General features: G+C 57.7%; 27 protein-coding genes and 1 pseudogene. All 28 read right to left on the minus strand.

Annotated elements, in window-relative coordinates; translation table 11 throughout:
- Position 1: 1 nt before the first annotated feature.
- Complete coding sequence (locus AUJ55_10375; GenBank protein OIO55393.1) at positions 2-634, minus strand: 30S ribosomal protein S4; 633 nt, start codon at positions 632-634, stop codon at positions 2-4.
- An 81-nt stretch (positions 635-715) separates the two neighbouring features.
- Positions 716-1,111: a 30S ribosomal protein S11 gene (locus AUJ55_10380; protein ID OIO55394.1), complete on the minus strand. Its 396-nt coding sequence runs from the start codon at positions 1,109-1,111 to the stop codon at positions 716-718.
- Positions 1,112-1,140: 29 nt separating this feature from the next.
- Positions 1,141-1,509 (minus strand): 30S ribosomal protein S13, encoded by a 369-nt coding sequence (locus tag AUJ55_10385; protein ID OIO55395.1) that lies wholly within the window; start codon positions 1,507-1,509, stop codon positions 1,141-1,143.
- A gap of 140 nt (positions 1,510-1,649) precedes the next feature.
- Positions 1,650-1,763 (minus strand): 50S ribosomal protein L36, encoded by a 114-nt coding sequence (locus AUJ55_10390; GenBank protein OIO55396.1) that lies wholly within the window; start codon positions 1,761-1,763, stop codon positions 1,650-1,652.
- 47 nt (positions 1,764-1,810) lie between these two features.
- Positions 1,811-2,029 (minus strand): translation initiation factor IF-1, encoded by a 219-nt coding sequence (locus AUJ55_10395; protein OIO55397.1) that lies wholly within the window; start codon positions 2,027-2,029, stop codon positions 1,811-1,813.
- 12 nt (positions 2,030-2,041) lie between these two features.
- Positions 2,042-2,689, minus strand: coding sequence for an adenylate kinase (locus tag AUJ55_10400; GenBank protein OIO55398.1), 648 nt, complete (start codon positions 2,687-2,689; stop codon positions 2,042-2,044).
- Complete coding sequence (locus AUJ55_10405; GenBank protein OIO55399.1) at positions 2,686-4,005, minus strand: preprotein translocase subunit SecY; 1,320 nt, start codon at positions 4,003-4,005, stop codon at positions 2,686-2,688. Before AUJ55_10405 ends, AUJ55_10400 begins: the two co-directional genes overlap by 4 nt.
- Positions 4,005-4,457: a 50S ribosomal protein L15 gene (locus tag AUJ55_10410; protein ID OIO55400.1), complete on the minus strand. Its 453-nt coding sequence runs from the start codon at positions 4,455-4,457 to the stop codon at positions 4,005-4,007. The genes AUJ55_10405 and AUJ55_10410 overlap by 1 nt, the downstream gene beginning before the upstream one ends.
- 12 nt (positions 4,458-4,469) lie before the next feature.
- Positions 4,470-4,673, minus strand: a complete 204-nt coding sequence (locus AUJ55_10415) for a 50S ribosomal protein L30 (GenBank protein OIO55401.1) — start codon at positions 4,671-4,673, stop codon at positions 4,470-4,472.
- 12 nt (positions 4,674-4,685) lie between these two features.
- The gene (locus AUJ55_10420; protein OIO55402.1) at positions 4,686-5,207 is read right to left on the minus strand and encodes a 30S ribosomal protein S5; all 522 of its coding nucleotides are present in this window, start codon (positions 5,205-5,207) and stop codon (positions 4,686-4,688) included.
- Between the two features lie 17 nt (positions 5,208-5,224).
- Positions 5,225-5,593, minus strand: a complete 369-nt coding sequence (locus AUJ55_10425) for a 50S ribosomal protein L18 (protein OIO55403.1) — start codon at positions 5,591-5,593, stop codon at positions 5,225-5,227.
- A 15-nt stretch (positions 5,594-5,608) separates the two neighbouring features.
- The gene (locus AUJ55_10430; protein OIO55404.1) at positions 5,609-6,142 is read right to left on the minus strand and encodes a 50S ribosomal protein L6; all 534 of its coding nucleotides are present in this window, start codon (positions 6,140-6,142) and stop codon (positions 5,609-5,611) included.
- 64 nt (positions 6,143-6,206) lie between these two features.
- Positions 6,207-6,602, minus strand: a complete 396-nt coding sequence (locus tag AUJ55_10435; protein OIO55405.1) for a 30S ribosomal protein S8 — start codon at positions 6,600-6,602, stop codon at positions 6,207-6,209.
- A gap of 210 nt (positions 6,603-6,812) precedes the next feature.
- A complete protein-coding gene (locus tag AUJ55_10440; protein OIO55406.1) occupies positions 6,813-7,358 on the minus strand; it encodes a 50S ribosomal protein L5 in 546 nt (181 codons plus the stop codon).
- 14 nt (positions 7,359-7,372) lie between these two features.
- Complete coding sequence (locus tag AUJ55_10445) at positions 7,373-7,687, minus strand: 50S ribosomal protein L24 (protein ID OIO55407.1); 315 nt, start codon at positions 7,685-7,687, stop codon at positions 7,373-7,375.
- Between the two features lie 35 nt (positions 7,688-7,722).
- The gene (locus AUJ55_10450) at positions 7,723-8,091 is read right to left on the minus strand and encodes a 50S ribosomal protein L14 (protein OIO55408.1); all 369 of its coding nucleotides are present in this window, start codon (positions 8,089-8,091) and stop codon (positions 7,723-7,725) included.
- A gap of 14 nt (positions 8,092-8,105) precedes the next feature.
- On the minus strand, positions 8,106-8,372 hold the full coding sequence (locus tag AUJ55_10455) for a 30S ribosomal protein S17 (protein ID OIO55409.1): 267 nt from the start codon (positions 8,370-8,372) through the stop codon (positions 8,106-8,108).
- Positions 8,369-8,572 carry a 50S ribosomal protein L29 gene (locus AUJ55_10460; GenBank protein ID OIO55410.1) on the minus strand — a complete coding sequence of 68 codons (204 nt, stop codon included), beginning with the start codon at positions 8,570-8,572 and terminating at the stop codon, positions 8,369-8,371. The genes AUJ55_10455 and AUJ55_10460 overlap by 4 nt, the downstream gene beginning before the upstream one ends.
- Before the next feature lie 3 nt (positions 8,573-8,575).
- Complete coding sequence (locus tag AUJ55_10465; protein ID OIO55411.1) at positions 8,576-8,989, minus strand: 50S ribosomal protein L16; 414 nt, start codon at positions 8,987-8,989, stop codon at positions 8,576-8,578.
- Positions 8,990-9,003: 14 nt separating this feature from the next.
- A complete protein-coding gene (locus AUJ55_10470) occupies positions 9,004-9,642 on the minus strand; it encodes a 30S ribosomal protein S3 (protein OIO55412.1) in 639 nt (212 codons plus the stop codon).
- A gap of 18 nt (positions 9,643-9,660) precedes the next feature.
- Entirely contained in the window at positions 9,661-9,996 is a 336-nt protein-coding gene (locus AUJ55_10475; GenBank protein ID OIO55413.1) for a 50S ribosomal protein L22, read from the minus strand.
- An 11-nt stretch (positions 9,997-10,007) separates the two neighbouring features.
- Positions 10,008-10,286, minus strand: a complete 279-nt coding sequence (locus AUJ55_10480) for a 30S ribosomal protein S19 (protein ID OIO55414.1) — start codon at positions 10,284-10,286, stop codon at positions 10,008-10,010.
- Positions 10,287-10,301: 15 nt separating this feature from the next.
- Entirely contained in the window at positions 10,302-11,126 is an 825-nt protein-coding gene (locus AUJ55_10485) for a 50S ribosomal protein L2 (GenBank protein OIO55415.1), read from the minus strand.
- A 7-nt stretch (positions 11,127-11,133) separates the two neighbouring features.
- A complete protein-coding gene (locus AUJ55_10490) occupies positions 11,134-11,430 on the minus strand; it encodes a 50S ribosomal protein L23 (protein ID OIO55416.1) in 297 nt (98 codons plus the stop codon).
- Positions 11,427-12,053 carry a 50S ribosomal protein L4 gene (locus AUJ55_10495; protein ID OIO55417.1) on the minus strand — a complete coding sequence of 209 codons (627 nt, stop codon included), beginning with the start codon at positions 12,051-12,053 and terminating at the stop codon, positions 11,427-11,429. The genes AUJ55_10490 and AUJ55_10495 overlap by 4 nt, the downstream gene beginning before the upstream one ends.
- On the minus strand, positions 12,050-12,694 hold the full coding sequence (locus AUJ55_10500) for a 50S ribosomal protein L3 (GenBank protein ID OIO55418.1): 645 nt from the start codon (positions 12,692-12,694) through the stop codon (positions 12,050-12,052). Before AUJ55_10500 ends, AUJ55_10495 begins: the two co-directional genes overlap by 4 nt.
- A gap of 32 nt (positions 12,695-12,726) precedes the next feature.
- The gene (locus AUJ55_10505) at positions 12,727-13,035 is read right to left on the minus strand and encodes a 30S ribosomal protein S10 (protein OIO55421.1); all 309 of its coding nucleotides are present in this window, start codon (positions 13,033-13,035) and stop codon (positions 12,727-12,729) included.
- A gap of 100 nt (positions 13,036-13,135) precedes the next feature.
- Positions 13,136-13,412: pseudogene (gene tuf / locus AUJ55_10510) on the minus strand (elongation factor Tu).

The raw sequence follows: 13,412 nt of genomic DNA on the forward strand, positions 1-13,412 counted from the left end.
ATTACTTCGAGTAAAGCTCAACGATCAAGCTCTCGTTGATGTCGTCTAGGCCGATCTCCGTACGGGCAGGAACCGCCTTAAACACCCCCGCGAGCTTTTGGGCATCAACTTCCAACCAGGAAGGGATCCCACGTTGTTTGCTGGCAAACTCGATGGCGCTCTGAATACGAGCCTGACCACGGCTCTTTTCCATCACGGCCACTTCATCACCCACCCGAACCGAATAGCTGGGAATATTGACGCGACGGCCATTCACCTGGATTTGGTTGTGGCGAACCACCTGCCGAGCCTCGTTGCGGGAGCTGGCAAAACCCATCCGGTAGACCACGTTGTCCAGGCGTGCTTCGAGCAGGCTGAACATATTCTCACCGGTGTTGCCACGGCGACGAGCTGCCTCTTCGAAGTACTTGCGGAACTGCTTTTCGAGCACACCGTAAATCCGGCGAACCTTCTGCTTTTCACGCAACTGAACCCCGTAGTCGCTCACGCGAGGACGCCGTTGGCCGTGCTGACCCGGAGGATAAGGACGGGTCTCGATGGGGCAGCGGTCGGAGTAGCATTTGCTGCCCTTAAGGTACAGCTTCACGCCCTCACGACGGCATTGATGGCACTTGGAACCCAAATAACGAGCCAAGGGGGATCTCCTTTATCAAACTACCGGCCGGGATACGGTCCGGACTTCATCTTCAACCAGCCGCGGATTCCAACTCAGAAATCAGACGCGGCGACGCTTCGGAGGACGGCACCCGTTGTGGGGGATCGGCGTCACGTCACGAATGAAGGTGATGTTAAAACCGGCAGCCGCCAAAGCGCGGATGGCCGACTCACGCCCGGAACCGGGCCCCTTCACCATGACCTCCAGGTTTTTGAGACCGTGCTCGGCAGCCTTCTTGCCAGCCTCTTCTGCCGCCAACTGGGCCGCATAGGGGGTCGACTTCCGGGATCCCTTAAACCCACCAGCACCCGCCGTCGACCAGGAAACCGTGTTTCCCTTTTTGTCGGTGATGGTGACGATGGTGTTGTTGAAGGAGGACTTGATGTGGGCCACGCCATCGGAAATGTTTTTCCGCTCGCGCTTTTTGACCCGGCTGGCGGCTTGTGCCTTGGCCATGGAGCAAAACCTCTTCTAATCAGACGTGATTATTTCTTCTTGCCGGCGATCGGCTTACGCGGCCCCTTACGGGTCCGTGCGTTGGTATGGGTCCGTTGACCACGAACCGGCAAGCCACGGCGATGGCGCAGGCCGCGATAGTTGCCGAGATCCATCAGATGCTTGATGTTCATGGAGATTTCCCGGCGAAGGTCACCTTCAACCCGGAAGTTGTGCTCAATGATCTCACGCAGACGAGCCAACTCGGGCTCGGCAAGGTCGCCCAAACGGGTCTGAGCATCGATGCTGGCCTGTTCGATGATCCGCTTAGCGGACGAACGGCCAATGCCATAGACGTAAGTCAAAGCAATTTCGACGCGCTTGTTGTTCGGCAGATTGACGCCAGCAATACGGGCCACGAATGGTCCTCCTTCGGATTCGATCGGACGTCCCGCGCAAAAGGGCGCGAATTCTACGAATGAACGTCACCAAGTCAAGAAGCCCCCAAATTTGGGGGCCTCTTGGGATCGACAGTGTTTGGGATACGAAACTTAGGCGATCAACCTTGCCGCTGCTTGTGCTTGGGGTTTTCGCAGATGATGCGAACCACACCTTTACGGCGGATCACCTTGCACTTAGGGCAAATGGTTTTAACGCTGGGACGAACCTTCATCGGTCTTTCCTCTTGAACGAAACCCCGGCCGATCGGGCCGGTGGACCTTATTTCGAACGGTAAATAATCCGGCCGCGGGTTAGATCATAGGGGGTCAGCTCAACAGTGACCCGATCACCCGGCAAAATCCGAATGTAGTGTTTACGCATCTTCCCGGAGATGTGGGCCAACAAAATGTGGCCATTCTCAAGCTCGACCCGAAACATTGCGTTGGGCAAGGTCTCGGCGACCGTGCCTTCCATCTCGATGGTGTCTTCTTTAGCCATGGACCTGTCGATTCAGTTCAGGGCTTCCAGAATGCGCACGGTAACGTCCGAAATTGGAGCGTCCCCCGCAATCTGGGTCACCAGCCCCTGATGGGCATAAAAGTCGAGCACCGGCGCCGTTTGGCCGTGGTAGGCTTCCAGGCGATGGCGGATCGTTTCCTCTTGATCATCCGACCGGACAATCAAAGCGCCGCCGCACTGATTGCAAACCCCGTCAACTTTGGGCGGATGATTGCTGCGATGGAACGAGGCGCCGCATGCAGGGCATGAAAGTCTCCCCGACAAGCGATGAACAACCGTTTCGTCGTTAACCTCAAGCGCCACAACTGCCTCGATACCACGACCGTGAGCCTCAAGCATCGCGCTGAGCGCCTGCGCTTGGGCCACGGTACGAGGAAAGCCATCAAGCAGAAAACCATCTTGGGCATCGGATTGTTGCAATCTCTCTTCGATCATCGCAACCACCAGAGCATCGGGGACCAACTTTCCCCCATCCATGTAGCCCTTAGCCTCCACCCCCAACGGGCTTTGCTGGCGAACAGCGGCCCGAAGGAGATCCCCCGTCGAAATTTGGGGAATCCCGAGATCACCGGTCAAAATCTGAGCCTGAGTTCCCTTTCCGACACCGGGAGGGCCAAACAGGATGATTTGTTTCTTCACCGTCCAGCCCCCCGCAGATTCGACTTTTTCATCAGACCTTCGTACTGATGGCTCATTAAATGAGCCTGAATCTGGCTGGTCGTATCGATGGTGACCACCACGATAATCAGTAACGAGGTGCCGCCGAAGTAGAACGGCACGTGGTACTGAGCAATCAAAATCTCGGGAATGAGACAGACGATCGCCACATACATCGCTCCTGCAAAGGTCAACCGTGACAACACCTTGTCAAAGTACTCGGCCGTTTTTGCACCCGGCCGGATGCCGGGAATAAACCCGCCGTATTTCTTCAGGTTGTCAGCCGTCTCGTGGGGATTAAACACGATGGCAGTGTAGAAAAAGCAGAAGAAGAAAATGGCGGACGTGTACACCAACATGTACAGCGGCTGACCAGGCGACAGATACGCCGCTACCGTCTTCAAGAAATCGACCGGAGCAAAATTCGCAATGGTCAGCGGAAACAGGATGATAGAACTGGCAAAAATGGGCGGAATTACACCGGCCATGTTCACCTTTAAGGGCATGAAGGTCGACTGCCCCCCCATGACTTTGCGCCCCACCTGTCGCTTGGCGTACTGAATGGTAATTCTGCGCTGAGCTCGCTCCATGTAGACAACACCCGCCGTCACCGCAATAGCCATGACAAACAGGAACATTACAAAGAAGTAGCTCAAATCCCCGGTTTGACTCATCCGTCCGGTGTTGTACAGGGCCACTGGCAAGTTGGCGACGATCCCCGAGTAGATAATCAAGGAGATGCCGTTGCCGATGCCGCGTTCCGTAATCTGCTCACCCAACCACATCAAGAAAACGGTCCCTGTGGTCAGGGTCAACACCGTCAGCAATCGGAAGCTCCAACCCGGGTCGGGAACCACTGCCAAACCTCCGGGACCGCTCATCGATTCGAGTCCGATGGAGATCCCGTAACCCTGGAAGATCGCCAGGATCACCGTGCCATAGCGGGTGTATTGGGTGATTTTACGTCGTCCGGCCTCACCCTCTTTTTTAAGGGCCTCAATGGTCGGAGAAACGATGGTCATCAACTGCAGAATGATCGAGGCCGAGATGTACGGCATGATCCCCAGCGCAAAAATCGTTAGGCGCGAAAGCGCCCCGCCAGAGAACATATCGAACATACCCAGCAACGTACCCTGGGCAGAGTCGAAAAACGCCTGCAAGGCATCGGTGTTGATACCAGGGGTAGGCACGTGAGCACCTACCCGGTAAACCACCAACATCAGAAGGGTGAAAAAAATGCGCCGACGCAGCTCCGGTACACGACCGATATCCCCTACACCCGCGGTTCCCGGAACCATTAGGCCCCCAGCTGCTCGATGCTGCCGCCAGCCGCCTGGATTTTCTCCACGGCCGCCTTGGATGCCTTTTCGACCTTGATATCAAGCTTCTTAGTCAAATTGCCACGCGCCAAAATCTTGGCCACGGGACGGCTGGTGGGCACCAAGCCGCGCTCCATTAGGACATCGGTGGTCACGACATCGCCCGCTTCGAAATTCTCTTCGAGCTGGTCGAGATTCACGGGTGAGTAGGCAACGCGAAAGGGGTTATGAAAACCGCGCTTGGGAACGCGGCGATGCAGCGGCATCTGGCCGCCCTCAAAACCAATGCTATGGCTGGCGCCCGAACGGGAGAGCTGCCCCTTCTGACCCTTGGCGCTGGTCTTACCCCAACCGCTTCCGACACCGCGACCGACGCGACGACGGTCGGTCTTGGAGCCGGGATTCGGCGCAAGTTCATTCAACTTCAACATGGTTAAACCCCGTTATTTGCTCTGATCGCCTTCGGCAACCGCTTCAACCGCGATCAGGTGCCGAACCTTATTGATCATCCCCTGAACCTCGGGGGTGTCTTTCAGCACACGACTATTGCCGCGGCGCTTCAGACCCAACCCGCGCAGGGTGTCCTGAACACGCTCGGGATAACCGATCGAGCTGTTCACCTGAGTTACCTTGACCAAACCAGCCATTGCCCTGCCCCCTTACTTCGAGCTTTGCGTGCGGGTGTTGATCTCCGCAACGCTCTTGCCGCGACGGGCTGCGATGTCGGCCGGAGAATGTTGCTGGCGCAACGCCTGAACCGCAGCTTTAACCATGTTGTGGGGGTTGTTCGAACCCAGGTTTTTAGCCACAACATCCTGCACCCCGGCCATTTCCATCACCGCACGCACAGGGCCGCCAGCAATAATGCCCGTACCTGCAGGAGCGGGTTTCAGAAGAACTTGCCCCGCGCCATAGCTACCCACGGCGCCGAACTGAACGGTGGTACCGTTCAGAGGAATCCGGATCAGGTTCTTCTTGGCCTGCTCGGTCGCTTTGCGAACCGCCTCGGGCACCTCTTTGGCCTTACCCTTGCCGTAGCCGACATGGCCTTTGCCGTCGCCTACCACAACCAGAGCGGCAAAGCCGAAACGACGACCACCCTTGACGACTTTGGCGACTCGATTGACCCCGACCAACTTATCTTGGAGATCCAAGGCGTCGGCGTTGATTTGATTGCGCATGAGTGTTCTCCAGCCGCTTAGAATTCGAGTCCGGCGGACCGGGCGCCATCGGCCAGCGCTTTAACCCGACCATGGTAGAGGTAGCCGCTACGATCAAAGACAACCTGAGCGATCCCGGCGGCTAAGGCGCGTTTGGCGACCAATTCACCCACCTTTTGCGCCGCTTCGACATTGCTGCCGATGCTTAAGGAAAGCTCTTTGTCCTTAGTGGAGGCCGCAGCCAGCGTCACCCCACGGGTGTCGTCGATGATCTGGGCGTAAATGTGCTTGTTGGAGCGAAAGATGCTCAACCGCAGCCGCGTGCTCTCACGACGGAGACGACGGCGAAGGCGTTGAGCCCGCCGATCGCGGGAATCGGCATAACGTGCGCGACGAATGACAGCCATGGTGTCGACCCCGAATTACTTAGCCTTCTTACCTTCTTTGATGGCGACATGCTCGCCGACATAGCGAACCCCTTTACCCTTGTAGGGCTCTGGAGGCCGGAACGCCCGGATCTCAGCACAAACCTGACCCACGCGCTCTTTATTGGCACCCGACACATGAATCAACGTCGGGGTATCGCACTTGATCTCGATCCCTTCGGGAATCGGGTATTCCACAGGATGGGAAAACCCGAGCGAGAGCTTCAAGGTCCGACCGGCCACTTCCGAACGATAACCGACACCCTTGATCTCCAAGGATTTGGTAAATCCCTGACTCACGCCAAGAACCATGTTGTTTAGAAGGGCACGGGTCAAACCCCAGAAGTTGTTCCCCTGGCCTTCGACCTTGGGAGACACAACCAGGCTCGAACCCTCCTGGGTCACCTGGACCTCAGGACGAATCTCCGCTGAAAGAGCCCCTTTGGGCCCCTTCACTTCCACCGAACCCTCCCCGAAGGTGATCGTCACCTGACCGGGAATTTCGATAGGTTGCTTGCCGATACGTGACATCGAAAGCGTCCCCTGTCTCGTCTCAGTTCAAAATCTTAAAAGCAGCCCTGACGGGCCGCGCTATTTACCAGATTTGGCAAAGAATCTCGCCGCCGACCCCGAACTCGCGGGCTTGACGATCACTAACCACCCCACGGCTTGTGGAGAGAATGGCGATGCCAAAACCGTTGCGTACGAAGGGGATCTCGGAGACCGCCACATAGCGCCGCAAGCCAGGCTTGGAGAGGCGACTGATGTGTTCAATCCCGTTGCCTTCGGGGGTGTACTTGAGCTGGATGCTCAGGGTGCGCTTGGCACCTTCGCCTCCGACCTTATAGGCCCGGATATATCCCTCGTCCTTTAGGATCGAGGCAATGGCGGTTTTCATTTTGGAGGCCGGCATGCGGATCACATCGAGGCGGGCAGTTTGCCCGTTGCGGATCCGAGTCAACATATCGGCGATTGGATCGGTCATGGCCATTGTCTAATCCCCTATTACCAGCTGGCCTTGGTCATGCCAGGAATCTCGCCCTTCAGCGCACGTTGACGCAGGCAGATGCGGCAGAGGCGGAATTTCCGGTACACCGAACGAGGGCGACCGCAGCATTCGCAACGGGTGTAGCCACGAACGCCAAATTTCGGCGCACGAGCAGCTTTTGCAATCAAGCACTTCTTAGCCAAGGCGGACTCCTTACTTGCGGAACGGCATGTTCAGCGCACGAAGGAAGGCCCGGCCCTCTTCGTCACTGTTCGCAGAGGTCACGATGACCACATCCATCCCCCGAACCTGATCAACCTCATCGTAGTTGATCTCCGGAAAAATGATCTGCTCACGGATCCCCAGGGTGTAGTTGCCGCGCCCGTCGAAAGCCTTGGAGGAGACCCCCTTGAAATCTCGGACACGGGGAAGTGCGATGCTTACCAGGCGGTCCAGGAATTCCCACATCTGGTCGCCACGAAGGGTCACCTTCGCTCCGATGTTCATCCCTTCGCGCAGCTTGAAAGCCGCGATGGACTTCTTCGCCTTGGTGACGACCGGCTTTTGACCGGCGATTTTGGTCAAGTCGAGGACCGCGCCCTCAAGGATCTTGGGATTGCCGATGGCCTCCCCAACACCCATGTTGATGACGATCTTCTCAAGACGGGGGACTTGGTGGATGTTGCTGTACCCAAACTCCTGCATCAGAGCGGGAACCACCTGATCCTTGTAAACCTGTTTCAAACGTGCCCGGGCCATTGCCTACCCCTAGTTTAAATCTGCTCGCCGCAGGACTTACACACGCGGACCTTGGAGCCATCCTCCAGAACACGCTGACCGATCCGCACCCCTTTACCACAACTGTTGCAGTAAAGGTTCACATTCGACAGGTGAATGGGGGCCTCCCGCTCAATGATGCCACCCTGAGGGTTGCGCATATTGGGACGGGTGTGCCGTTTGATCGTGTTGACCTGCTCGACGATGACGCGACCTTTGCGTGGCAGTACGCGGATCACCTTCCCACGCTTACCACGTTCCTTGCCCGCCAGCACGATCACTTCGTCGTCTTTACGGATGTTGGTTTTCATCACTATTCCAGCCCTGCGAACGGAGCCTGCCAGCCTTAGAGAACTTCAGGCGCCAGGGAGATGATCTTCATGAAATTGCGGGCACGAAGCTCGCGCGTCACCGGCCCGAAGATACGGGTCCCGATCGGCTCTTGGTTGTTGTTAATCAAGACGGCTGCATTACCGTCGAAGCGAATCACCGAACCGTCGGGCCGACGAACCTCTTTTTTGGTCCGAACGATGACGGCCTTGTGAACATCGCCCTTCTTCACCTTGCCCCGGGGAATCGCATCCTTCACCGAAACAACGATGACGTCGCCCACCCCAGCGACCATGCGCTTGGAGCCCCCGAGCACCTTGATGCACTGCACCTTTTTGGCACCCGAGTTGTCGGCCACGTCGAGGATGGTTTGCATCTGAATCATGACTGTCTCCCCGATTAGGCTTCGGCTGCCCGCTTGAGGACCTGGCTAACACGCCAGTGTTTGTCCTTGGCCAGCGGGCGGCAGGCCGTCAACAGCACACGATCACCCTCGCGGCAAGCGTTGGTCTCGTCATGTGCCTTGTATTTTTTACTGCGGCGAATGGTCTTTTTATAGAGCGGGTGCTGAACCAACCGCTCGACCTTCACCACAATGGTCTTTTCCATCTTGTCGGAAACCACTACCCCTTCGAGGGTACGGGCTCGTCCGCGGCTCGCAGTCATTGACCGCCCTCCCGCTGCTTCTCGGTGATGATGGTCCGAACCTGGGCGACCTCGCGGCGGACCTGACGGATCCGGGCCGTGTTCTCAAGTTGTGCCATCGCATGTTGGAACCGCATGCCCATTTGCTCCTTAAGCAGCTCACCGAGCTTGCTTTGAAGCGCCGCGTCGCTCATGCCACGAAGTTCTTTGGCGTCGGCCATCGTTTATGCCTCTTCTCGCATAACAAACCGGGTCTTCACCGGAAGTTTCGCCGCGGCCAGTCGGAACGCCTCGGCAGCCACCTCAGGAGTAACACCCTCCATCTCATACAAAACCCGCCCGGGGCGAATCACCGCCGACCAGTGGTCAACCGATCCCTTACCACTGCCCATGCGGACCTCGGCAGGTTTGCTGGTGATCGGCTTGTCGGGAAAGACTCGAATCCAGATACGACCGCCGCGTTTGATGTGGCGGGTCATCGCGATACGAGCCGCCTCAATTTGGCGTGCGGTCAACATCCCACGGGTCAACGCTTTGAGGCCATACTGACCGAAAGCCAAGGTCGATCCACGCTGGGAAAGCCCCTTGTTCCGACCCTTCTGGATTTTGCGAAACTTGGTACGTTTAGGCTGCAACATCGCTTATGCGCTCCTTAGGTCAACCGACCGGTCGGTACTTCCTCGCGGAAGATCCAGACCTTGACGCCAATGATCCCGAAGGTGGTCTTAGCCTCGGCAAAACCGTAATCGATATCGGCCCGCAGGGTGTGCAACGGTACCCTACCCTCGCGGTACCACTCGGCGCGGGCGATCTCGGCGCCGGCCAGACGCCCGGAGGTGTGGATCCGAATCCCCTTGGCCCCCAACCGCATAGCATTGGTCACGGAACGCTTCATCGCACGCCGGAACGCCACTCGACGCTCCAACTGAAGGGCGATGTTCTCGGCCACCAGTTGGGCATCAATTTCGGGCTTGCGCACTTCAACGATGTTGATGTGCACCTCTTCGGATGTGCGCTTCTCGATCTCTTGGCGCAACGTCTCGATATCGGCACCCTTCTTACCAATAATAACGCCGGGACGGGCAGCGTGGATGTTGATCCGAGCCCGCTTGGCCGGACGCTCGATCACAATCTTAGAGACTCCTGCGTGATTGAGCTTCTCTTTCAAAAAGCTGCGCAGGCTAAAGTCTTCATGAAGCTTGTCAGCAAAGTCGCGTTCGGCATACCAACGCGACGCCCAATTCTTGATGATGCCGATCCGGAAACCGATCGGGTTTACCTTCTGACCCAAGAGACACCTCCCCTTTCGTTAATCCCGTTCGGCGACGGCGACAGTGATGTGGCTGGTCCGCTTCAAAATACGGCTTCCACGGCCACGAGCCCGTGCCATAAACCGCTTCAGGGTAGGACCTTGATCGATGGCAATCGTCGAGACCATCAACCGATCCACATCCAGCCCGAGGTTGTTCTCGGCATTGGCCATCGCACTGAGCAACACCTTTCGGATGATGCGGGCGGCGGTTTTGGGGTTGTGGGCCAACTCGGCCAGGGCCACATCGACCTTCTTGCCACGAACCAGATCGGCCACGGGGCGGATCTTGGTCGGAGACATCCGGATCTGCCGGGCAACGGCTTTCACTTCCATCGTCATTCCCCTTAGCGCCGCTTGGCCTTCTTATCGACGCCATGACCGTAGTAGGTACGGGTGGGCGCGAACTCACCGAGCTTGTAACCGACCATGTTTTCGGTCACATACACCGGGATGAACTTGCTCCCGTTGTGCACCGAAAAGGTATGGCCGATGAACTCAGGCATGATGGTAGAGCGGCGCGACCAGGTCTTAATGGGATCCCGGCGGCTGCCCTCTTTCTGTTTGACCACCTTATCCATGAGGTACTGGTCAAAAAATGGACCTTTTTTAATCGAACGAGGCACCTTGGTCCCCCCTCATCACTTGTTGCGGCGGCGAACGATAAAGCGATCGGTCGCCCGGTTGTGGCGGGTGCGGTAACCCTTGGTAGGGGTACCCCAGGGCGAAACCGGGTGACGTCCACCGCTGGTCCGCCCCTCACCACCGCCATGGGGGTGATCGACCGGGTTCATCGCCACACCGCGGACGGTGGGACGAACACCCAACCAGCGCTTGCGACCCGCCTTGCCCAGCTTTTGGTTGGAATGATCGGGATTCGAAACCGAACCCACGGTCGCCATGCAATGCACGGAAACCAACCGCATCTCGCCTGAAGAGAGCTTCAGGGTTGCCCAGTTGCCTTCCCGAGCCAACAGCTGAATTGAGGTCCCGGCAGAACGACCGAGCTGCCCGCCCTTGCCGGGTTTCATCTCCACGTTGTGGACGATGGTCCCGACCGGGATCGAACGCAGCGGCATCGCATTGCCGGGCCGGATGTCGGCACCGTCGGCAGCAATGACCTGGTCGCCCGCTTTCAAACCTTGGGGAGCAAGGATGTAGCTCTTCTCACCATCTGCATAAACCAACAACGCGATGAACGCGGTGCGGTTAGGGTCGTATTCCAAACGCTCGACACGGGCAGAAATGTCTTTTTTATTGCGACGGAAATCGACGAGCCGATACCGCTGCTTATGACCACCGCCCTGGTGGCGAACCGTCAAGCGACCAGTGTTGTTCCGGCCACCGTTTTTCTTTTGGGGGGCGAGCAAGGAGCGTTCAGGGCCCTCTTTCGAGAGCTCACTGCGATCCACCTTCACGGTGAATCTGCTGCTCGGGGTCGCCGGTTTCATCGCCTTCAAAGCCATAACCGCCTCACTGCTCCAGGATTGCGAGGGATTGACCCTCTTTCAGCCGGACCACAGCCTGCTTTGAGGCAGAACGGCGGCCCTCGAAACGGCCCAGACGACGCACCTTGCCCAGCCGGTTACGGGTCTGAACGCTGATCACCTCGACACCGAAGAGCTTTTCGACGGCGGCGCGGATCTCCTGCTTGCTGGCATCGACCGACACCTCGAAGGTGTACTGGTTGTTCTTCTCGGTGCCACGCAGACTCTTCTCGGTGACGATCGGCCGACGGAGGATCCGATAGAGTTCGTGTTGCTGGCTCATTGGAAGCGCTCCTCAAGCTTTTTCACCGCAGCCTGGGTGATGACGGTCTTCGGACGGCTCAGGATGTCGTAGACCGACAACGAGGCAACATCGACCACATCAACCTTGTGCAGATTGCGGCAACCCAAAACCAGGTTAGCCTCAAGACCATCGGTCACCAACAAGGCCTCGGGGATACCCAGGCTTTGCAATAGCGCCAAGGCTTCCTTGGTGCGGGGAGCCTCAAGGCTCAGATGATCGACGATGATCAGATCACCCTCGGCCAGACGGTCGGACAAGGCAATCGCAAGCGCTTTTTTCTTAAGCTTGCGGTTGATCTTGACCTGACGACGGTCGGGGCCGAATGCGAAGGCAACACCACCATGACGCCAGTGGGGCGCACGGGTCGTTCCTGCGCGGGCACGACCGGTCCCCTTTTGTCGCCATGGCTTGGCTCCGCCACCGCTGACCTCGGAACGGGTCTTGGTTTTGCGGGTGCCGCGCCGATGAGCATCAAGCTCTGCCACAACAGCCAAGTGAATGATGTCGCTGCGGATCTCCTGAGCCCAAAGGTCAGGATTCCCGTTGAGAACACCTGCCTCTTGGCCGCTCCGGTCAACGATTTTCAGGGCGATTTCGCTCATGCCTTGGCCCCTTTCTTCACTGCAGTGTTGACGTAGACCAGAGACCCGGCATGTCCGGGAACCGAGCCTTCGACCAGCAGCACGCTCTCCTCTGCACGCACCTGAACCACTTTTAGGTTCTGGGTGGTGACCCGCTCGGCGCCCATGTGACCCGCCATCTTCTTATTTTTGAAGACACGGCCCGGAGTTTGGCGATTCCCGATCGAGCCGGGGGAGCGATGGGAGATCGACACACCATGGGTGGCGCGCAAGCCGCCAAACCCATGACGTTTCATCACGCCCTGGAAGCCTTTACCGATCGAGGTTCCGGTGACATCGACGTACTCCGTGTCCGAAAACTGGGAGACGTCGAGTTCCTGACCCACCTGGTATTGGCTGGGATCCTCGATACGGAATTCACGAAGGTTGCGAAGGGGCTCAATGCCCGCTTTCGCGAAATGACCGCGTTGCGGTCCATTAACCCGCGAAGGTTTGGCATCCTCAAATCCCAGCTGTACGGCGGCATAACCGTCGTTTTCGGGGGTTTTGATCTGCACCACCTTGCAGGGCCCAAGTTGAATCACGGTAACGGGCACCGATTGCCCGTCTTCCTGAAACACCCGGGTCATTCCGAGCTTACGCCCGATCAGCCCTGTAGCCATCGAACCATCCTCAAATCAAACGAATGACGGTCTTAGACCTTGATCTCAACATCGACGCCGGCCGCGAGGTCCAGCTTCATCAACGCGTCCAAGGTCTGCGGAGAGGGGTCAACGATATCCAAAAGCCGCTTATGGGCTCGGATTTCGAACTGTTCCCGACTCTTCTTGTTGACATGGGGGGAACGGATCACCGTATACCGACTGAACTTCGTCGGTAAGGGGATCGGTCCCCGAACAATCGCACCGGTCGCCTTCACTGCATCCACGATCTCTTGAGCAGACTGATCGAGAATGCGGTGATCGAACGCCTTCAAACGGATTCGAATCTTCTGTCCGTCCATCATATCGGCGAACCTCAAGCCTCACTCAGATACCAGGCCTAGCCCGGAAAAAAGCGCCGATGCCTGCTGGCACCGGCCCGTTGGAACTATTGCCTGTCGTTTATGCGATGATCTTACTGACGACGCCGGCGCCGACGGTACGACCGCCTTCACGAATGGCGAAGCGAAGACCCTCTTCCATCGCGATGGGCGCAATCAGCTCCACCGAAACAGAAACGTTGTCACCCGGAATCACCATCTCTTTGTCGGCGGGCAGCGTTACAACACCCGTCACGTCGGTGGTCCGGAAGTAAAACTGGGGACGATAGCCACCGAAGAACGGGGTATGGCGCCCGCCCTCTTCCTTGCTCAGGATGTAGGCCTCGCCTTCAAACTTG

The organism is Proteobacteria bacterium CG1_02_64_396, from assembly GCA_001872725.1.
Classification (GTDB): domain Bacteria; phylum Pseudomonadota; class MNWR01; order CG1-02-64-396; family CG1-02-64-396; genus CG1-02-64-396.